This is a genomic window from Streptomyces sp. NPDC058741 (assembly GCF_042746715.1).
Classification (GTDB): Bacteria; Actinomycetota; Actinomycetes; order Streptomycetales; family Streptomycetaceae; genus Streptomyces.
The window spans coordinates 41,781-60,712 of record NZ_JBHYQH010000041.1; the positions used below are offsets into that span (position 1 = coordinate 41,781).

Genomic DNA, 18,932 nt, shown 5'->3' on the forward strand with positions numbered 1-18,932 from the left:
ACCGGACGATTTCTCGTCATGTTAACGCGATCGGTTCCGGAGGCGTTCGGTCGTCCACAGGGTGTGCATGCCGGAGGCGTGGAATCCGGGTGCCGGGCCGCACGCGCGCGAGGGAGGATCGCGGCATGACTGACACGGCGGAACGCGATGAGCGGGTGGCGGACGACGACCGGGGCACGGGGCTGCGCGCGCGGCGGCTGGCAGCGCACCGGAGCGCACGGCGCGTGCTCGCGCGCCTCGGCTTCCACCGCACCATCCGGGAGCGCCTGGCGGAGCTCCAGGAGGCCGGGAGCCACTACGACCTGGACGAACTGTCCGACGTCTACGGGGACGGCGTCGTCGGGGCGCTGGAGTCGAAAGTCGCCGGACTGCTCGGCACCGAGGCCGCCGCGTTCTTCCCCACGGGCACGATGGCCCAGCAGGTGGCGCTGCGCTGCTGGGCGGGCCGCACCGGCAACCCGACCGTCGCCCTGCACGCGCTCGGCCACCCCGAGGTGCACGAGCGGAACGCCTTCACCGAGGTCGGCGGTCTGCGCCCGGTACGGCTGACGAACGAGCCCCGGCCGCCGACGGCCGCCGAGGTGCGCGACTTCGAGGAGCCCTTCGGCGCACTGATGCTCGAACTGCCCCTGCGGGACGCCGGTTTCGTGCTGCCCTCCTGGCAGGAGCTCACCGAGGTCGTGGAGGCCGCGCGGGAGCGGGACGCGGTGGTGCACTTCGACGGGGCCCGGCTGTGGGAGTCCACCGTCCACCTCGGCCGGCCCCTGGCGGAGATCGCGGCCCTGGCCGACAGCGTCTACGTGTCGTTCTACAAGTCCCTGGAGGGGTTCGGCGGCGCGGCCCTCGCCGGTCCGAGGGAGCTGGTGGAGGAGGCCAGGGCCTGGCGGCACCGGTACGGCGGGCTGGTCTTCCAGCAGTTCCCGACGGCCCTGTCGGCGCTGGTGGGCCTGGAGCGTGAGCTGCCCCGGCTGCCGGAATACGTCGCGCACGCGCGCGTGGTGGCCGCCGCGCTGCGCGAGGGCCTGGCCGCGGCCGGGGTGCCGTGGGCGCGGGTGCACCCGGAGGTGCCGCACACCCACGACTTCCAGGTCTGGCTGCCGTACGGGGCGGACGCCGCCGCCGAGGCTGCGGTCCGGACGGCCGAGGAGACGGGCGTCGTGCTGTTCGGCGCCGGCTGGACCCGCGGCGGCCCCGGCCTGGCGGTCACGGAGGTCCACGTACGGGCGGCCGGCCTGGACTGGACGCCGGAGGACGTGAAGACGGCGGCGGCGGACTTCGCGGCGCGGCTGCGGGAGGGGGCCGCCGGGTAGCGCGGTCGGGCGGCTGCGGGACGGGGCCGCCGGGTAGCGCGGGGTATCCGGGTGGGGCGGCTGCGGGACGGGGCCGCCGCGCAGCCCGGTCGGGCGGCTGCGGGACGGGGCCGCCGGGTAGCGCGGGGTATCCGGGTGGGGCGGCTGCGGGACAGGGCCGCCGCGCAGCCCGGTCGGACGGCTGCGGGACGGGGCCGCCGGGTAGCGCGGGGTATCCGGGTGGGGCGGCTGCGGGACGGGGGGGGCGGCGGCCGGGCAGGTGAGACAGGGTGGTCGTGCAGGTGAGGTGGGGGGGCGGCGGCCGGGCAGGTGAGGTGCGGTGGTCGGACTGGTGGGCCAGGGAATCGGTGGGCTGGCGGCCCGGACGGCTCAACCCTTCGGGCCAACCGGTGCCTTGGCGCGTCGAGCAGCCCGCCTCCGCCCCGGACGGGACCATCGCTCCAAGACGTCCCGGAGCCGGCCGCGGGCCCTGTGGTGGGTGTGGTCGGTGAGGGCCGCCCGGAACTCACGCTCGTCGCGCCACTCGCGTACGAGCTGCCAGACGTGCCGGCCCGGCGCGGGCGGGGTGGGGGCGCCGAGGGACCGGGCGCGGTAGGTGTCGAGGAGGAACTGCTGCGTGATGCTCATGTGACGCCTCTTCGAGACAGGGGGTTGGAGGCCCGGAGGCGCCGCGGTCGCCCCGGTCTCCCCAGCGTGCGGCGAGTGTGGGAGGGATGTCCCGTCGATTGACGGGGCCCGTCAATCGACGGAGGCGTTGTCGGTGGCGGGGTGCACCATGAGGTCATGGGCGTGCACATCGGCATCGCGGGGCTGCGGCCGGAAAGGGTCGCCGTCGTCCCCTCCCCGCTGGCCGAGCTCGGCATGGCGCTGCACGCGCTGTCCGAGCCGGGACACCACCCGGGCCTGCAGGCCTGGGTGACGGGCGTGACCGCCCGGCTCGACCCGCCTCTGGCCGACCGGATGTGCGAGGCGGACTTCCTGTGGCGGACGACGTTCTCGGACCTGTTCCTGCCCTGGGCGGGCATCCCGGGCCGCAGCGCGCTCCCGGGCGCCACGCTCGCCGAGGAGCTGGACCAGCTCGACAAGCTGTCCGACGAGCAGTTCGTCGACGCGGCCCTGGAGTTCACCTGCGCCCCCGGGTACGGCCAGCGCGGACCCACGGCGCTGACGGACGCGCGCACGCGCCGCCTCGTCCTCGACCTGGCCGCCGCCCGCGGTCCCCGGCAGTCGCTGTTCAGCGAGCGGCTGCTGGCCGACCCGCCGTCGATCCGGGCCTGGCTGCGGCAGTTCCTCCAGGACTGCGACGAGGCGTTCTTCGCGGAGGTGTGGTCCCGGCTGCGCCACCAGCTCGCGGCGGACGCGCGGCACAAGACGGACCTCCTCCGCCGCAAGGGCCTGGCCGAGGCGCTGAGCGCGGTCTCCCCGGCCGTCACGCTCGACGAGGCGGCCGGCCTGATCACGGTCGACAAGCTGGGCGAGGGCCTTACGGCCACGGGCGACGGCGGCCTGGTGCTGGTCCCGACGAGCCTGGGCCGGCCGCATCTGATGGTGCTGCACCGCTACGGCTGGCAGCCGGTGCTCCACTACCCGGTGGGCTCCCCCGAGCTCACCGCCCCGCAGACGCTGGAGCAGCTGGCCCTGCGGCTGACGGCGCTGTCCCACCCGGTGCGGATGCGGATGTGCCGCAACCTGGCCCGCAGCGCGCACACCACCGGCGAACTGGTGCAGGTGCTCGGCATGACGGCCCCGGAGATATCCCGGCACCTGAGCGTGCTGAAGAAGGCGGGCCTGATCACCACCCGCCGCCGCGGGCGCTACGTCCTGCACCAGCTGGACGTGACGGTGGTGGCCCGGCTGGGCAGCGACTTCCTGGAAGGCATCCTCCGCTAGCGGGGCCACGGCCCCACGGATCGGAGGAGCCACGGACCCAAGGAGCCACGGAGCCGCCGAGGCGGGGCTCAGCCGTGTCCGCCGGCCCGCACCAGCCCCGTCTCGTAGGCCAGCACCACGACCTGCACCCGGTCCCGGAGGCCGAGCTTGTTCAGGATGCGGCCCACGTGCGTCTTCACGGTCGCCTCCGACACCACGAGCCGCGCCGCGATCTCCCCGTTGGACAGGCCCTGCGCGACCAGCACCATGACCTCGCGCTCCCGTTCGGTGAGCCGCTCCAGTTCCTTGAGCCGGGGCTGCTGCGAGCTGCCCGGCAGCATCGGCGCGAAGCGGTCCAGCAACCGCCGGGTGGTGGAGGGCGCGACGACCGCGTCACCGCTGTGCACGGCGCGGATCGCGGCGAGCAGCTCACCGGGCGGCACGTCCTTGAGCATGAAGCCGGAGGCACCCGCCTTCAGCCCGGAGAAGGCGTACTCGTCGAGGTCGAAGGTGGTCAGGATGAGCACCTTCGGCGGGTCGGTGTCCGCGCAGATCCGGCGGGTCGTCTCCACGCCGTCGAGCTTGGGCATGCGGACGTCCATCAGCACCACGTCCACCTCGGTGGTCCGCAGTTCCTGGAGGGCCTCGACGCCGTCGCCGGCCTCCGCGACGACCTCCATGTCCGGCTGGGCGGCGAGCACCATCCGGAACCCGGTGCGCAGCAGCACCTGGTCGTCGACGAGCATCACGCGGATCGTCATCGGAGCCTCTTCCGTGTCCTCTTGACCTGCTTGGTGTGCTTGGTCTTCTTGCTTTTCTTGATCTTCTTGGTTTTCTTGATCGTCTTCGGGTCGTGACAGGTGTCAGTGACGGGCGTGCGGCGCTGTCAGTGCGCCGGTTTGAGCGGCAGGAGGGCGCTGATGCGGAATCCTCCGCCGGGGCGCGGGCCGGCGTCCAGGGTGCCGCCGACCATGCCGACACGCTCGCGCATGCCGATCAGCCCGTGGCCCTGGCCGTCGAAACCGCCCTCCTCGTACAGCTCGTGCGGCGCGCCCTTGCCGTCGTCCTCGACGAGCAGGCCGAGGCCGTCGTCGAAGTAGACCAGGCGCACACTGGCGCCGACGTTGGGCCCGCCGTGCTTGCGGGTGTTGGTGAGCGCCTCTTGAACGATGCGGTAGGCGGTGAGTTCGACGCCGCTGGGCAGGGGGCGCGGCGTGCCCTCGACCTTGAAGTCGACGGGCAGCCCGGAGCCGCGGCACTGCTCGACCAGGTCCTCGATCTGCTGCACGTCGGGCTGCGGCACGTACTCGCCGGCCTCCTGGTGCTCCCCGGTGCGCAGCACGCCGAGCAGGCGGCGCATCTCGGCGAGGGCCTGGCGGCCGGTGGAGGAGATGGTCTCCAGGGCCTTCTTCGCCTGGTCGGGGGCGGCGTCGAGGACGTAGGCGGCGCCGTCGGCCTGCACCACCATCACCGAGACGTTGTGCGCGACGACATCGTGCAACTCGCGTGCGATACGGGCGCGTTCGGCGGCGACGGCGACCTTGGACTGGGCCTCGCGCTCCCTCTCCAGCCGGGCGGCCCGCTCCTCCAGCTGCGCGAAGTAGGCGCGGCGGGTGCGGATGGAGTCGCCGAGCACCCAGGCGAGGGCGAAGGGGACGGTCATGAAGACCGTCAGGGCGACGTTGCCCGTGAAGTTGGTCTGGTCGCTCGGCCAGCGCAGATGGGCCACGGGCGCCGCGCACAGGCCGGCGCCCAGCGCGAAGCGGGAGGCCCAGCGGGCGCCCTCCGCCGCGACCGTGTAGACGATCACCAGCATGGCGAAGTCGGCGGGCCCCAGCCGGACGTCGGCGATCAGCTGGGCCACACCGGCCGCGGCGGCCAGCAGCAGCATCTTCTCCGGCACCCGGCGGCGCAGCGCGACGACCAGGCACAGCAGCAGCGTGATCGGCACGGCGGCGGCCGGGGAGCGGTGGCCGCCCACCACCGCGCTCAGCAGCGACATCCCGAGGAGGACGAGGGCCCAGGTGCCGTCGACCCACATCGGGTGCCTGCGGAGGAAGTCATAGAGGCGCTGCACGTAACCCAGCGTAGGGAAGCGGGATAGGTGCAGGGGTCAACCGGAGGGCCGATCCGGGGCGGGCGGGCGTACTCCCCAAGGTGGAGTCGCGGTCGTTGTGTGCGACGGGTCCGTCCGGCGGGCCGTACAGGGGCGGTCGTCCCGCTCCCGTCCGCCCCCGCGGGCGACGACGGGTCCGTCCGGCAGCCCCTAGCCTGGTCCCGTGGCAGCGGGGACGAACGATCAGTGGCGCGGATGGCGTGCGGCGGCGCAGGACGCGCTGTACGCGCCGGGGGGCTTCTACCGGCGGGGCGGTGGGCCGGCCGCGCACTTCCGTACGTCCGTGCACGCCTCCGCGCTGTTCGCCCGGGCCGTGGCGCGCCTGCTGTGCCGGGTGGACGAGGAGCTGGGCCGGCCCCCGGTGCTGGACTTCGTCGACATGGCCGCCGGACGGGGAGAACTGGTCCGCGGGGTGCTCGCGACGCTGCCCGGCGAGGTGGCGGGCCGCACGCGCGCGTACGCCGTCGAGGTCGCCGACCGGCCCGCGGGCCTCGATCACCGGATCGAGTGGCTGGCCGCGCCCCCGGAGGGGACGACCGGGCTGCTGTTCGCCAACGAGTGGCTGGACAACGTACCGGTCGAGGTCGCGCAGGTGGACCCGGCGGGTGTGGCGCGGCGGGTGCTGGTCCGGCGGGACGGGTCGGAGCGGCTCGGGGAACCGGTGGGGCCGGCGGAGGCGGGGTGGCTGGAGCGCTGGTGGCCGCTGACCGGCGAGGAGGGGCTGCGGGCGGAGATCGGGCTGCCCAGGGACGAGGCGTGGGCCTCGGCGGTCGCGACGCTCGGCCGGGGGCTGGCCGTCGCCGTGGACTACGCGCACACGGCGGACTCCCGGCCGCCGTTCGGGACGCTCACCGGCTTCCGGGACGGCCGCGAGACCAAGCCCGTACCGGACGGCTCCTGCGACCTCACGGCCCACGTGGCGCTGGACGCGTGCGCGCTGCCCGGCGGGCGGGTGCTCCCCCAGCGCACGGCGCTGCGCGCCCTCGGCGTGACCGGCGCGCGCCCCCCGCTGACGCTGGCGTCCACCGACCCCGCCGCCTACGTGCGCGCCCTGGCGAGCGCCGGGGAGGCCGCCGAGCTGACCGCGCCGGGCGGCCTGGGCGACTTCGGATGGCTGGTGCAGCCCGCCGGGATCCCGGACCCGTTCCGGGACTGAGCCCCGCCTGCCCCGAACGGCCCTGCCCCGAGCGGATCTGCCCGGCGCCTACTTGTCGATGTCCCCCACGACGAAGAACATCGACCCCAGGATCGCCACCATGTCCGCGACCAGCGTCCCCGGCAGCAGTTCGGTCAGCGCCTGGATGTTGTTGTACGAGGCGGAGCGCAGCTTCAGCCGGTACGGCGTCTTCTCGCCCTTGCTGACCAGGTAGTAGCCGTTGATGCCGAGGGGGTTCTCGGTCCAGGCGTAGGTGTGGCCCTCGGGTGCCTTGAGGACCTTCGGGAGCCGCTGGTTGACCGGCCCGGGCGGCAGTTCGGCGAGGCGGTCCAGGCAGGCGTCGGCCAGGTCGAGGGCGTTGTGCGTCTGCTCCAGCAGGCACTCGAAGCGGGCGAGGCAGTCGCCCTCCTGCCGGGTCACGACCTTCAGGACGTCGCCCAGCTCCCCGTAGGCGAGGTACGGCTCGTCGCGGCGCAGGTCGAGGTCGACGCCCGAGGCGCGCCCGATCGGCCCGCTGACGCCGTAGGCGTGCACGGCCTGCGGGCTGAGGACGCCGACGCCGCGGGTGCGGCCCCGGAAGATCTCGTTGCCGAGCACCAGGTCGTCGAAGCGGTCCATCCGGGAGCGCACGTCGGCGACGGCGGTCCGTGCGCGGCCGGTCCAGCCGGCCGGCAGGTCCTCCTTGAGGCCGCCGACGCGGTTGAACATGTAGTGCATCCGCCCGCCGGAGACCTCCTCCATGACGTGCTGGAGCTCCTCGCGCTCCCGGAAGGCGTAGAAGATCGGGGTGATCCCGCCGAGCTCCAGCGGATAGGAACCGAGGAACATCAGGTGGTTGAGCACCCGGTTCAGCTCGGCGAGCAGGGTACGCAGCCACACCGCGCGCTCGGGGACCTCCATGCCGAGCATCCGCTCCACGGCGAGGACCACGCCGAGCTCGTTGGAGAACGCCGACAGCCAGTCGTGGCGGTTGGCCAGCATGATGATCTGGCGGTAGTCGCGCGCCTCGAACAGCTTCTCCGCGCCGCGGTGCATGTAGCCGATCACCGGCTCCGCGTGCGTGATGCGCTCACCGTCCAGCACGAGCTTCAGCCGCAGCACGCCGTGCGTGGACGGGTGCTGGGGCCCGATGTTGAGCACCATGTCGGTGCTCTCCGCGGCGCCGCCGATTCCAACCAGGGTCTCCGTCGTAGGAGTCATGGACACAGTGTCTCCTACGTACGCTGGGCGCATGGAGACGGGGAGTCCGCGGGAGACGGGTCCGGACCGGGCCCAGGGCGCGGCGCGGGTGTCGGAGGGCGAGCCGGTGTGGATCGCTCTGCCGCCCGGGCTGCTGAGAATGCGGCGGTTGCTGCTGGTGGTGTGGCTGGGGCTGACGGCGCTGGCCGCCGGGCTGGTCCCGTGGCTGCTGGCCGGGCCCGCCTGGGCGGCCTGCGCGGTCCTGCCGGTGGCGCTGCTGGTCTGGGGCTGGGTGATGCTCGAGCGCAACTGGCGCTCCTGGCGCTACGCCGAGCGCGCTGACGACCTGCTGATCAGCCGGGGTGTGCTGTGGCGCGAGGAGACGGTGGTGCCGTACGGGCGGATGCAGCTGGTCGAGGTCACGTCCGGGCCGGTGGAGCGGCACTTCGGGCTGGCCAGCGTGCAGCTGCACACGGCCGCCGCGGCGACCGACGCGACCATTCCGGGCCTGGACCCGGCGGAGGCGGAACGGCTGCGCGACCGGCTCACCGAGCTGGGCGAGGCCCGATCGGCGGGCCTGTGACCGCGCCCGAGGCCGCCGAGAGCGCCGAGGGCGGGACGGGGGTCGGCTCGGGGGTCGGCTCGGGAACCGGCTCGGGGGTCGGCTCGGGAACCGGCTCGGGAACCGGCTCGGAGACGGGCTCGGAGACGGGCTCGGGAACCGGCTCGGGAACCGGCTCGGAGACGGGCTCGGGAACCGGCTCGGAGACGGGCTCGGAGACGGGCACGGAAACCGGCACGGAAACCGGCACGGAAACCGGCACGAGGACCGGCCCGGAAACCGGCACGGAAACCGGCACGGAAACCGGCACGAGGACCGGCCCGAGGACCGGCGTGGGGACGGGCACGGAAACCGGCACGAGGACCGGCACGGAAACCGGCACGAGGACCGGCCCGAGGACCGGCCCGAGGACCGGCGTGGGGACGGGCCCGGGAACCGGCCCGGGAACCGGCCCGGGGACCGGCGTCGAGCGGCGGCTGCACCCCGTCACCCCGCTGCGGCGCGCCTGGGCACCGATCGCCGTCGTCTTCGGCTGGGCCGTGCACGACCCCGACGGGGCCCAGCGCCATCTGACGCGGCTCACGACCACCACCCTGCTGATCGGCCTGGCCGTGATCGTCCCGGCCGCCGCGCTCTACGGCTTCTGCTCCTGGTGGTTCACCCACTTCGCGGTGACGGCGACCGAGCTGCGCATCCGCACCGGGCTCGTCTTCCGGCGCACCGCGCACATCCGGCTGGAGCGGATCCAGGCCGTCGACGTCACCCAGCCGCTGCTCGCCCGGGTGGCGGGCGTCGCCAAGCTCAGACTCGACGTCATAGGCACCGACAAGAAGGACGAGCTGTCCTTCCTGGGCGCCGGTGAGGCCCGGGCGCTGCGGGCCGAGCTGCTCGCCCGGGCCGCCGGCTTCGCGCCCGAGACCGCGCACGAGGTCGGCGAGGCCCCGTCCCGGCGGCTGCTGCGGGTGCCGCCGAAGGAGCTCGCCTGGGCGCTGGTGCTGTCCGGCGCGACCTGGGGGTCGCTGGCCGCGGCGCTCGTCGTGCCGCCGGTGCTGTGGCTGGCCACCCACAGCCTGTGGACGGTCCTGGCCGTCGCCCTGCCGCTGCTGGGCGCGGCGGGGGCAAGGAGCGTGGGCCGGTTCGTCGCCGAGTACGACTGGACGGTGGCCGAGTCGCCCGACGGGCTGCGCATCGACCACGGCCTGCTGGACCGGGCCCACGAGACGGTGCCGCCGGGGCGTGTGCAGACCGTGCGGATCGTGGAACCGCTGCTGTGGCGGCGGCGCGGGTGGGTCCGCGTGGAGCTGGACGTGGCCGGCTCGTCCAACTCCGTGCTGGTGCCGGTCGCCCCGCGCGAGATCGCCGAGGACGTCGTCGCGCGGGTGCTGCCGGGCGTGACCGTCCCGGCGCACAGCGCTCTGTCGCCGTCGCCGCGCCGGGCCCGGTGGTGCGTGCCGGTGTGGTGGCGGGGCTACGGACTCGCCGTGACCGACGCGGTGTTCGCGGCCCGCTCCGGGCTGCTGAGCCGCAGCCTGGCCCTGGTCCCGCACGCCAAGGTGCAGAGCGTCCGGATGACCCAGGGGCCGTGGGAGCGCGCTCGGGGGGTGGCCGACGTCCACGTGGACACGGGCGGGAACAAGGTGGTGACGGCGCGCCTGAGGGACGCGCGGGAGGCGCGGGAGCTGCTCGCGGCGCAGGCGGAACGATCCCGCACGGGACGCAGGGACGCGCGACCGGACCGCTGGATGGCATGACGCACGAAGGCCCCCGACCGCAGTCGGGGGCTCGTGTCCACCTCGGGGTGAGGACACCCGGCCGCACGGCCCGGCGCCCCGCTACGCCGGCCAGCACACCCGACCGCACGGCCCGGGGTCAGGACACCCGGCTGCGCAGCCCCTGTACGTCGATCTGCTCGGTCTCGTCGTGCGCCGTCAGGTCGATGACCTGGCCGATGCCGCGGGACTCGGCGTCCGCCGGCTTGTAGTGGGCCTCGGTCTCGGCCTTGTGCAGCGCGAGCGCCTCCTGGCCGACGACATCGGCGAGGTCCTCGTTCTGCACGGCCTCCAGGGCGGCCCGCGAGGTGCCCTTCTTGGTGCCGAAGAAGTCGAATCCGCCCTCGCTCACCGGTCGCCGCGTCGGCGGCTGCGGGGCGACGGCCACGGCGGTCGGCACGGTGAAGTGACCGGAAGCCGCCCGCCCGGCCCGGCCCTGCTCCGGCAGCCGCTCGCCCTCGGCCCGCACGGCGGCGGGGGTGCCGGGGTCGGCGGAGGGGGCGGCGGAGGCGGGGTGCTCAGCGGAGGTCGCGGTGCGAGCGGCAGCGCCCCCGGTCCCGGAGCCGGCCGCCCCGGCCGCGTGCTCGCCGACCGCGCCGGACGGCCCCTGCGGCTCGGTTGCCGCGGCCTGTCCACTCTGCTCCGACCGGACCTGCTCGCGCTCCTGCGCGGGCGCGGCGTCGTCGTCGCCCTTGGGGACGCCGTCGCCGTCGCCGTCACCGCCGCCGTCCGGGTCGGGAACCGTCTCGCCGTCGTCGAAGCGGGCGAGCGCGGCCTTGGCCCGGAGGAACAGCCGGGACCCCTCGGGCGAGAACACCGGGGGAACCGCGGGCCCCTCCTCCACGGCGAGGGCCTCGACGGCGGAAGCCCCGGCCCCCGCAGCGCCGGCACCCGCGGCCCCGGCGCCGAACACCCCGGCGGCCGCCTCGTCCCGCCCGTTCGGGGCGGCGGCACTGACGGAGGCCCCCGCAGGCAGGGCCGCCCGTACCGGGGCCGTCGCCTCTATCTCGAGCACCCGGCGCTCCTCAAGGACGCTGGCGCGCTGGGTCTCCGACGTGGCGTACCGGCGCAGCAGCGCGGCGTGCTCGTTGCGCAGCCCGGCCAGTTCGCTGCGCTTGGCCCGCAGCCGCTGCTCCAGCTTTCCGCGCAGTTCGCGGGACTCCTCGAGGTCGGACTCGAGTTCGGCGACCCGCTCCTCGAAGCGCCACTCGTCGCTCGCCCGCGCGCGCGTGAGGTCGGCGACGCGTTTGCCCGCCTGGATGTCCCAGCGGCGCAGCACGACCGCGCCGACGACCGCCGTCGCCGCGGCGGCCGCGGCCAGACCGCGGAGCACGGCCGGATCCGTGAACACCCAGGGCCCCAGGGCGCAGACGAGGGAGACGCCTGCGATCGCCGACGGGGGCAGCAGCCTGTGCAGGGGCGGGGAATGGCGATGACGTCCACGTGGCATGGCCAGAAACTTACCGCGCGTAGGCGAATCGTGGTGAGCCACCCCGCAAAAACAAAGCCATTTCGGGAGCGTCACGCCGCATCAGAACTCGGGAAGAAGCGGAGTCAATCGCTCGGGCAATTCCCAAGATCATTTTCAGCGGATGTTCAGCCGCCCGCTCATCCACTCCAGCGCCGCCGGAATCTCCCGCCGCCAGGTGGTGAAGTTGTGCCCGCCGCTTTCCAGGACGATCGAGGAGATCCGCGTGCGCCCGGTGGCCTTCACCCTGTCTATGAACCTCAGCGTGTCCCCGTGGCCGGCCTCTCCCCGCCTGCTGCTGGTGACCAGCAAAGAGATGTCGGGAGCGGGCGTGTTCGCCAGGCACCACCACAGGTCGGCGCGATTGCGCAGCTGCTTGTCGCCCTGGAAGAGATCACCCGTCGTGGCGTCGACCGACGCCTTGTAGTGAGCGGAGAGTCCGGCCCCCGCCGAGTACACCCGGGGATGGTGCAGGGCGATCTTCAACGCGCAGTAGCCGCCGGTGGAGTTGCCGATGATGCCGAGTCCGCCGGGCCCGGCCGGGATCCGGTAGTGCGCGCGCAGCGCGTCGGGCAGATCGCGCGCGAAGAACGACTCGGTCCGCGGCCCGCCCGGGACGTCCACGCACTCGGTGTCCCGGGGCGGCGCCAGCGTCGGCCGCAGCATGACGAGGATCATCGGCCGGGCACGTCCCGCCCGGGCCAGTTCCAACGCAGTGAGCGGATAACGGAGTTTCTCCACCAGGGCCGACGCGGTGCCCGGATAACCGGTCAGCACCACGGCGGCCGGGAACCCGCGCGTGCGGTACCGCTTCTGGTAGTACTCCGGCGGCAGATAGACGTACGCGGACGTGACGATACCCGTCGTACGGCCCGCGATGCCGACCTGCTGAATACGGCCCCCCGCCTCCGGACGCGCCCCGCCCGCCCCCGGCACCCGCCGGGAGGCGACCACCTCCAGCGGCCCGCCCCCGCGCGTGTGGTCGACGACCACGCCCTGCTCCCCCTCCTGCCCGAACAGGTCGGCCCAGCTCGCGTAGAACCCGAAGGCCTGGTTGGCGGCCAGACCCACCGCGGCGAACAGCGCCAGCTGGGTGGCCAGCAGCAGGCCGATGCGCCCGCCCACGGCACGCCAGGTGCGCCGGGCCAGCCGCGGCCACAGCCAGACCGTGCCCGCGAACAGGAGCACGGCGGACAGCACCGCCGACACCAGCACGCTGTTGCTCGTCAGACCCATGGGTGGTCACCCGCTCGCGCTCTCCGCCCGGGCCGGCCCCCGCGAGCACGCCTTCGCGCGGGCTTGTCCCCGACTTTCCTCCGCCTTTGAACCGACTTTGACAGGGGGAGTGAACCTCTCCCCCCGAGACACCGTCCTAGAGGGCGTAATGTCGCCGGATGCCCGAATCGGCACCGGATCCAAGATCTCTCGCGGAACTACGGGATGCGATGTCTGTCAGGACAGATGAGGAAATGTCGGGTGAGGTTCCCGTCCGCCGCGGCAGGTCGGTCCCCTCGGGCCGGGTGAGCCGGGTGCTGCGCGGGCCACGCCCCGAGTCCGTCCCCGTCCTCGTCGGCAGAGCCTGCGCCGGCGTGGGCCTGCTGGACATCGCCGCGGGCGTCTTCCCCCGCTTCCGGCACAGCCGGATGCACGCCCTCGCCGAGGTGCTGCCCGGCGCGCTCGGCCCTTTCGCGGCCGCCCTGTCCCTCAGCGCGGGCGTGCTGTTGCTGCTGCTCGCCCACGGACTCAGGCGTGGCAAGCGCCGGGCCTGGCGGGCGGCCGTGGCCCTGCTCCCCGCCGGTGCCGTCGCGCAGTTCACCTACCGGCACTCCCTCGTCGGCGTCCTGCTCTCCCTGGCCCTGCTGGCTCCCCTGCTGCGCCACCGCGACCAGTTCGACGCCCTACCCGACCCGCGCAGCCGCTGGCGGGCACTGGCCAACTTCGTCCTCATGAGCGCCGGTTCGCTGCTGCTGGGCCTGCTCGTCGTCAGCGTCAACGGCGACCACATGATCGGCGACCCGAGCCTGGCCGACCGCATCACGCACGTCCTCTACGGCCTGTTCGGCTTCGAGGGCCCGGTCGCCTACCAGGGCAGCACCTCCTGGACCGTCGCCTTCTCCCTCGGCGCCCTCGGTCTGCTCACCGCCGTCACCACCGTCTACCTCGCCTTCCGCCCCGAACACCCCGCCGCACAGCTCACCGAGGAGGACGAGGCCCGGCTGCGCGCCCTGCTGCGGCGGCACGGCGGCCGCGACTCCCTGGGGCACTTCGCCCTGCGCCGCGACAAGGCCGTCGTCTTCTCCCCCAGCGGCAAGGCGGCCGTCACCTACCGCGTGGTCTCCGGCGTGATGCTCGCCAGCGGCGACCCGATCGGCGACGTCGAGGCCTGGCCCGGCGCCATCGAACGCTTCATGGACGAGGCACGGGCGCACTCCTGGACCCCCGCCGTCATGGGCTGCTCCGAGACCGGCGGCGAGGTGTGGACCCGCGAGACCGGGCTCGACGCCCTCGAACTGGGCGACGAGGCGGTGGTGGACGTCAAGGACTTCTCCCTCGCCGGCCGCGCGATGCGCAATGTGCGCCAGATGGTCAAACGCATCGAGCGCGCCGGTTACGAGACCCGGGTCCGACGTGTCCGTGACCTCGGCGACGCCGAGCTGGAGCGCATCCGGCGCGCCGCCGACGACTGGCGCGGCACCGACACCGAACGCGGCTTCTCCATGGCCCTGGGCCGCGTCGGCGACCCCGCCGACGGCGACTGCCTCATCGCCACCGCCCACCAGCAGGACGACCAGCCGGGCCCCTACGGCGACCTGAAGGCGATCCTGCACTTCGTGCCCTGGGGCGCAGACGGAGCCTCCCTCGACCTCATGCGCCGCGACCGCTCCGCCGACCCCGGCATGAACGAACTGCTCATCGTCGCCGCCCTCCGGGCCGCCCCCAGGTTCGGCATCGAGCGGGTCTCCCTCAACTTCGCCATGTTCCGCGCGGCCCTGGCCCGCGGCGAGAAGATCGGCGCCGGACCGGTGCTGCGTGCCTGGCGCGGACTGCTGGTCTTCCTCTCACGCTGGTTCCAGATCGAGTCGCTGTACAAGTTCAACGCCAAGTTCCGGCCGCGCTGGGAGCCCCGCTTCGTCGTCTACCGCGCCTCCGCCGACCTGCCCCGCATCGGCATCGCCGCGCTCCAGGCCGAGGGCTTCGTCGACCTCGCCCTGCCCCTGCCGCGCTTCCTGCGCCGCCGGCGCCCGGAACACCGCCGCCCCTGCGCCCACACCCGGACGCCGGAACACAGCGTCAGGGCGGCCTGAACCAGGCGCACGCCGCACGACGGCACCCCGATCCGCCCCTCCCCCGGCCCGGCCACGCCCGCAGCCCGGGCTCCTCCCCGCCCGGAAGGGGCGGCCCCGAGTCCGGCCGACGTCGGGGAGACGCGGGCCGGACTCGTCATACGGAGGCGCCGGACCCGGAACCCGTTACCGCCGTCCCCCCACCGGACCCGGAACCCATACCGCCGTCCCCCCACCAGCCCCGCACCCCATACCGCCGCCCCGCACCGCCCCGGACCCGATACCGCCGCCCCGCACCCCCGGACCCGATACCGCCGCCCCCGCACCGCCCCCGGTACGACCACCCGACGTCCATTCGGACCGGGCCGCGGCCCCTGGTCTCCCCCGGCGGGGCCTACGCTGAACACATGAGCAACCAGAGCGGACGCGGGCGCGTCGCGGGCCTGCCGGAATGGGACCGCTGCGCGGTCATGGGGGTGGTGAACGTCACCCCCGACTCCTTCTCCGACGGCGGCCGCTTCTTCGACACCACGGCCGCCGTCAAGCACGGCCTCGACCTGGTCGCCGAGGGGGCCGACCTGGTCGACGTCGGCGGCGAGTCCACCCGCCCGGGTGCCACCCGCGTGGACGAGACCGAGGAACTGCGCCGCGTCATCCCCGTCGTGCGCGGCCTGGCCTCCGAGGGCGTCACCGTCTCCGTCGACACCGTGCGCGCCTCGGTCGCCGAACGCGCCCTCGCGGCCGGCGCCGCCCTCGTCAACGACGTCAGCGGCGGTCTCGCCGACCCCCGCATGATCCCGGCCGTCGCCGACGCGGGCGCCCCCTTCGTCGTCATGCACTGGCGCGGCTTCCTGCAGGGCGGCACCGTCCGGGGCGTCTACGCCGACGTCGTCACCGAGGTCGTGGACGAGCTGCACACGCGTGTGGAAGCCGTCCTGGAGGGCGGCATCGCCCCCGACCGCGTGATCGTCGACCCCGGCCTGGGCTTCTCCAAGGACGCCGAGCACGACCTGGCCCTCCTCGCGCGCCTCGACCGGGTCCTCGGCCTCGGCCACCCGCTGCTCGTCGCCGCCTCCCGCAAACGGTTCCTCGGCCGCGTCCTCGCCGGCCCGGACGCCCCGCCCCCGCCCGCCCGCGAACGCGACGCCGCCACCGCCGCCGTCTCGGCCCTCGCCTCGCACGCCGGCGCCTGGGCCGTCCGGGTCCACGAGGTCCGCGCCAGCGCCGACGCCGTACGCGTCGCACGCGCCGTCGAAGGGGCCCGCACCCGCGCGGAAGGAACCCGGTGAGCGCCCCGCACACCGACGTCGAGCAGGTCGAGGCCGCCAACACGGCCTTCTACGAAGCGCTGGAGCAGGGCGACTTCGAAGAACTCGCGTCCCACTGGCTGACCCCCTCCGACCTGGGCGTCGACGAGACCTACCACGACCCGGCCGACGCTGGCGTGGTCTCCTGCGTGCACCCCGGCTGGCCGGTGCTCACCGGCCGCGGCGAGGTGCTGCGCTCCTACGCGCTGATCATGGCGAACACGGACTACATCCAGTTCTTCCTGACCGACGTGCACGTCTCGGTCACCGGCGACACCGCCCTGGTCACGTGCACGGAGAACATCCTCAGCGGCGGCCCCGCCCCCGAGGGCGACGAGGAACTCGGCCCGCTCGTCGGACAGCTCGTGGTCGCCACCAACGTGTTCCGGCGCACGCCCCAGGGGTGGAAACTCTGGGCGCACCACGCTTCCCCGGTCCTGGCCGAGACCGACGAGGACGAGGGCGACGACACCCCCGCCTGAGTGGGTGACGGGCAGGAAGTGGTTGGAATCACGGACACCCGGGTAGGAGCGGCTACCAACCCGTGAGCCACCGCGTTCCCCGGGGGAAACGCCGGATGAACCCTGCCGGGCCCGCCCCGGGCCCGGCAGGCCCGTGGCGCCGCCCCGTCCGTGCTCGCGGGTAGATTCGACCGAGGCCGGTGTGCGCCCGCACACGGCACGGACCGGCCGTGACCGACGATTGCAGGAGTGATTGGCATGGATCGTGTCGCGCTGCGCGGCCTGAGGGCCCGCGGGCACCACGGTGTGTTCCCCGAGGAACGCCGGGAGGGCCAGACCTTTGTCGTGGACCTCGTCCTCGGCCTGGACACCCGGCCGGCCGCGGCCGACGACGACCTGGCGAAGACCGTGCACTACGGCATCGTGGCGGAGGAGGTCGTGGCCGTCGTCGAGGGCGAGCCCGTCGACCTCGTCGAGACACTGGCCGAGCGCATCGCCCAGGTCTGCCTGAAGCACGAGCGGGTCCAGCAGGTCGAGGTCTGCGTCCACAAGCCGGACGCCCCGATCACGGTCCCCTTCGACGACGTGACCGTCACCATCACCCGGAGCCGAGCATGACCGCACCCTTCATCCAGGGTCCCAGCGACCCGACCGTACAGCCGGTGCCCGTCTCCGTCACCGAGAAGGTCGACGCCGCGGACACCACGCTCTCCAACCCCAAACGGGCCGTCGTCGCCCTCGGCTCGAACCTCGGAAACCGCCTGGAGACCCTCCAGGGCGCCGTCGACGCCCTCGGCGACACCCCGGGCCTGCGCATCAAGGGCGTCTCCCCCGTCTACGAGACAGAGCCCTGGGGCGTCGACCCCGGCAGCCAGCCCGCCTACTTCAACGCGGTCGTGGTCCTCAGGACGACCCTCCCGCCCTCCTCGCTCCTGGAGCGCGCCCAGGCGATCGAAGAGGCCTTCCACCGCGTCCGAGACGAGCGCTGGGGCCCCCGCACCCTCGACGTCGACATCGTCTCCTACGCAGACGTCGTCTCCGACGACCCCGAGCTCACCCTCCCCCACCCCCGGGCCCACGAGCGCGCCTTCGTCCTGGCGCCCTGGCACGACCTGGAGCCCGACGCCCAGCTCCCCGGCCGCGGCCCGGTCGCCGGTCTCCTCGACACGGTCACCCGTGCCGGCGTCACGTCCCGCGAGGACCTGGAACTCCGGCTGCCCGAGTAGCCGTTAAGGTCAAGACGGTCCCGCACCGGGCCGAGCCGGGGGACTCCGAAGGGACACCGTGAAAGAGCTGCGCATCAGGTTGCTGGCCGGCGTCTTCGTCGTGGCCGGAGTCCTGTCCTGGGCGGGCGCCCGCCTGTGGAACTCGATCGGCACGCTCCCCAGCGTCCCCCTGGCCGCCCCCATCGTCCTGGCGGTGATCGCCGTGGTCCTGCTGGCCACGGCGCTCTCGCTGCGCGCCCGGCTCAAGGCGCAGCGCGAGCGGCAGCCCGACGCCAAGGGCGTCGACCCCATGATGGCCGCCCGCGCGGTGGTCTTCGGCCACGCCAGCGCCCTGGTCGCCGCCCTGGTCTCCGGCATGTACGGCGGCACCGGCGTGTTCCTCCTGGAGTCCCTGGAGATCCCGGCCCGCCGCGACCAGGCCATCTACGCCGGCTTCGCGGTCGTCGCGGGCATCGGCGTGATAGCGGCCGCCCTCTTCCTGGAGCACGTCTGCAAGCTCCCGGAGGACGACGAGAACGACGACGCGGGCGCGGCGCCCACGGTGTGACGCGAGCCGTCAGCGGGCCATGATGAGGCTCATCGCCTCGTGCCGCGTCGCCATGTCCCGCAGCTGCCCCCGCACCGCCGACGTCAGCGTCTTGGCGCCGGGCTTGCGGATGCCGCGCATGGACATGCACATGTGCTCGCACTCCACGACCACGATGACCCCGCGCGGCTCGAGTATCTCCATCAGCGAGTCCGCGATCTGCGTGGTGAGTCGTTCCTGCACCTGCGGACGCCGCGCGTAGACGTCCACGAGCCGGGCCAGCTTGGACAGCCCGGTGATCTTGCCGTTGGTGGACGGGATGTACCCGACGTGGGCGACACCGCGGAACGGGACCAGGTGGTGTTCGCAGGTCGAGAACACCTCGATGTCCTTGACGAGCACCATCTCGTCGTGGCCGAGGTCGAACGTGGTCGTCAGGACGTCCTCGGGCTGCTGCCAGAGCCCGGCGAATATCTCCTTGTACGCCCGGGCCACCCGGGCCGGCGTCTCACGGAGGCCCTCGCGGTCCGGGTCCTCGCCGACCGCGATCAGAAGTTCGCGGACGGCGTTCTCGGCGCGCTTCTCGTCGAACTCGCCGATCTTGCCCTCGCCGTCCAGCGTCACGGGGTCGGTCATCTGTGCCTCGTTCCTGTGTCCCTCATGGCGGAAAAGCCGCGCCCCCCAGGCTAAAACCTGGGG

Annotated in this window: 18 protein-coding genes; 11 read left to right on the forward strand and 7 right to left on the reverse strand. The window is 73.9% G+C overall.

What is annotated here, in order from left to right; translation table 11 throughout:
* Positions 1-125: 125 nt before the first annotated feature.
* A complete protein-coding gene (locus tag ACFW6P_RS26295) occupies positions 126-1,310 on the forward strand; it encodes a threonine aldolase family protein (RefSeq protein ID WP_386354338.1) in 1,185 nt (394 codons plus the stop codon).
* Positions 1,311-1,679: 369 nt separating this feature from the next.
* Here ACFW6P_RS26295 and ACFW6P_RS26300 read toward each other — a convergent pair whose 3' ends face one another.
* Positions 1,680-1,937 carry a hypothetical protein gene (locus ACFW6P_RS26300; protein WP_386354335.1) on the reverse strand — a complete coding sequence of 86 codons (258 nt, stop codon included), beginning with the start codon at positions 1,935-1,937 and terminating at the stop codon, positions 1,680-1,682.
* Between the two features lie 156 nt (positions 1,938-2,093).
* Between ACFW6P_RS26300 and ACFW6P_RS26305 the strand changes: the two genes are divergently transcribed.
* Positions 2,094-3,200: a DUF5937 family protein gene (locus tag ACFW6P_RS26305; RefSeq protein WP_386425014.1), complete on the forward strand. Its 1,107-nt coding sequence runs from the start codon at positions 2,094-2,096 to the stop codon at positions 3,198-3,200.
* A 68-nt stretch (positions 3,201-3,268) separates the two neighbouring features.
* Here ACFW6P_RS26305 and ACFW6P_RS26310 read toward each other — a convergent pair whose 3' ends face one another.
* Positions 3,269-3,940, reverse strand: coding sequence for a response regulator (locus ACFW6P_RS26310; RefSeq protein WP_386354329.1), 672 nt, complete (start codon positions 3,938-3,940; stop codon positions 3,269-3,271).
* A gap of 125 nt (positions 3,941-4,065) precedes the next feature.
* Complete coding sequence (locus ACFW6P_RS26315) at positions 4,066-5,256, reverse strand: sensor histidine kinase (RefSeq protein ID WP_386354326.1); 1,191 nt, start codon at positions 5,254-5,256, stop codon at positions 4,066-4,068.
* A 202-nt stretch (positions 5,257-5,458) separates the two neighbouring features.
* Between ACFW6P_RS26315 and ACFW6P_RS26320 the strand changes: the two genes are divergently transcribed.
* Positions 5,459-6,451 (forward strand): SAM-dependent methyltransferase, encoded by a 993-nt coding sequence (locus ACFW6P_RS26320; RefSeq protein WP_386354323.1) that lies wholly within the window; start codon positions 5,459-5,461, stop codon positions 6,449-6,451.
* 48 nt (positions 6,452-6,499) lie between these two features.
* On the opposite strand, the gene ACFW6P_RS26325 is transcribed toward ACFW6P_RS26320, so the two are convergent.
* Positions 6,500-7,651, reverse strand: coding sequence for an NADH-quinone oxidoreductase subunit D (locus ACFW6P_RS26325; RefSeq protein ID WP_386354320.1), 1,152 nt, complete (start codon positions 7,649-7,651; stop codon positions 6,500-6,502).
* Between the two features lie 31 nt (positions 7,652-7,682).
* Between ACFW6P_RS26325 and ACFW6P_RS26330 the strand changes: the two genes are divergently transcribed.
* Complete coding sequence (locus tag ACFW6P_RS26330) at positions 7,683-8,213, forward strand: PH domain-containing protein (protein ID WP_386354317.1); 531 nt, start codon at positions 7,683-7,685, stop codon at positions 8,211-8,213.
* 395 nt (positions 8,214-8,608) lie between these two features.
* A complete protein-coding gene (locus ACFW6P_RS26335) occupies positions 8,609-9,943 on the forward strand; it encodes a PH domain-containing protein (protein ID WP_386354314.1) in 1,335 nt (444 codons plus the stop codon).
* Between the two features lie 118 nt (positions 9,944-10,061).
* On the opposite strand, the gene ACFW6P_RS26340 is transcribed toward ACFW6P_RS26335, so the two are convergent.
* Complete coding sequence (locus ACFW6P_RS26340) at positions 10,062-11,411, reverse strand: hypothetical protein (RefSeq protein ID WP_386425017.1); 1,350 nt, start codon at positions 11,409-11,411, stop codon at positions 10,062-10,064.
* Between the two features lie 135 nt (positions 11,412-11,546).
* Positions 11,547-12,665 carry an alpha/beta hydrolase gene (locus ACFW6P_RS26345; RefSeq protein ID WP_386425020.1) on the reverse strand — a complete coding sequence of 373 codons (1,119 nt, stop codon included), beginning with the start codon at positions 12,663-12,665 and terminating at the stop codon, positions 11,547-11,549.
* 233 nt (positions 12,666-12,898) lie between these two features.
* Between ACFW6P_RS26345 and ACFW6P_RS26350 the strand changes: the two genes are divergently transcribed.
* The 6 genes from ACFW6P_RS26350 to ACFW6P_RS26375 all read left to right on the forward strand — a co-directional run bounded on the left by ACFW6P_RS26350 (position 12,899) and on the right by ACFW6P_RS26375 (position 18,254).
* A complete protein-coding gene (locus ACFW6P_RS26350; protein WP_386425022.1) occupies positions 12,899-14,734 on the forward strand; it encodes a phosphatidylglycerol lysyltransferase domain-containing protein in 1,836 nt (611 codons plus the stop codon).
* Positions 14,735-15,120: 386 nt separating this feature from the next.
* Positions 15,121-16,002 carry a dihydropteroate synthase gene (gene folP / locus ACFW6P_RS26355; protein WP_386425026.1) on the forward strand — a complete coding sequence of 294 codons (882 nt, stop codon included), beginning with the start codon at positions 15,121-15,123 and terminating at the stop codon, positions 16,000-16,002.
* On the forward strand, positions 15,999-16,502 hold the full coding sequence (locus ACFW6P_RS26360; RefSeq protein ID WP_386354300.1) for a nuclear transport factor 2 family protein: 504 nt from the start codon (positions 15,999-16,001) through the stop codon (positions 16,500-16,502). The genes folP and ACFW6P_RS26360 overlap by 4 nt, the downstream gene beginning before the upstream one ends.
* 237 nt (positions 16,503-16,739) lie before the next feature.
* A complete protein-coding gene (folB, locus tag ACFW6P_RS26365; protein ID WP_386354297.1) occupies positions 16,740-17,099 on the forward strand; it encodes a dihydroneopterin aldolase in 360 nt (119 codons plus the stop codon).
* Positions 17,096-17,707, forward strand: a complete 612-nt coding sequence (gene folK / locus ACFW6P_RS26370) for a 2-amino-4-hydroxy-6-hydroxymethyldihydropteridine diphosphokinase (RefSeq protein WP_386354294.1) — start codon at positions 17,096-17,098, stop codon at positions 17,705-17,707. Before folB ends, folK begins: the two co-directional genes overlap by 4 nt.
* Before the next feature lie 58 nt (positions 17,708-17,765).
* On the forward strand, positions 17,766-18,254 hold the full coding sequence (locus tag ACFW6P_RS26375) for a DUF3180 domain-containing protein (protein ID WP_386354291.1): 489 nt from the start codon (positions 17,766-17,768) through the stop codon (positions 18,252-18,254).
* Positions 18,255-18,263: 9 nt separating this feature from the next.
* On the opposite strand, the gene folE is transcribed toward ACFW6P_RS26375, so the two are convergent.
* Positions 18,264-18,869 carry a GTP cyclohydrolase I FolE gene (folE, locus tag ACFW6P_RS26380; protein ID WP_386354289.1) on the reverse strand — a complete coding sequence of 202 codons (606 nt, stop codon included), beginning with the start codon at positions 18,867-18,869 and terminating at the stop codon, positions 18,264-18,266.
* Between the last annotated feature and the right edge of the window lie 63 nt (positions 18,870-18,932).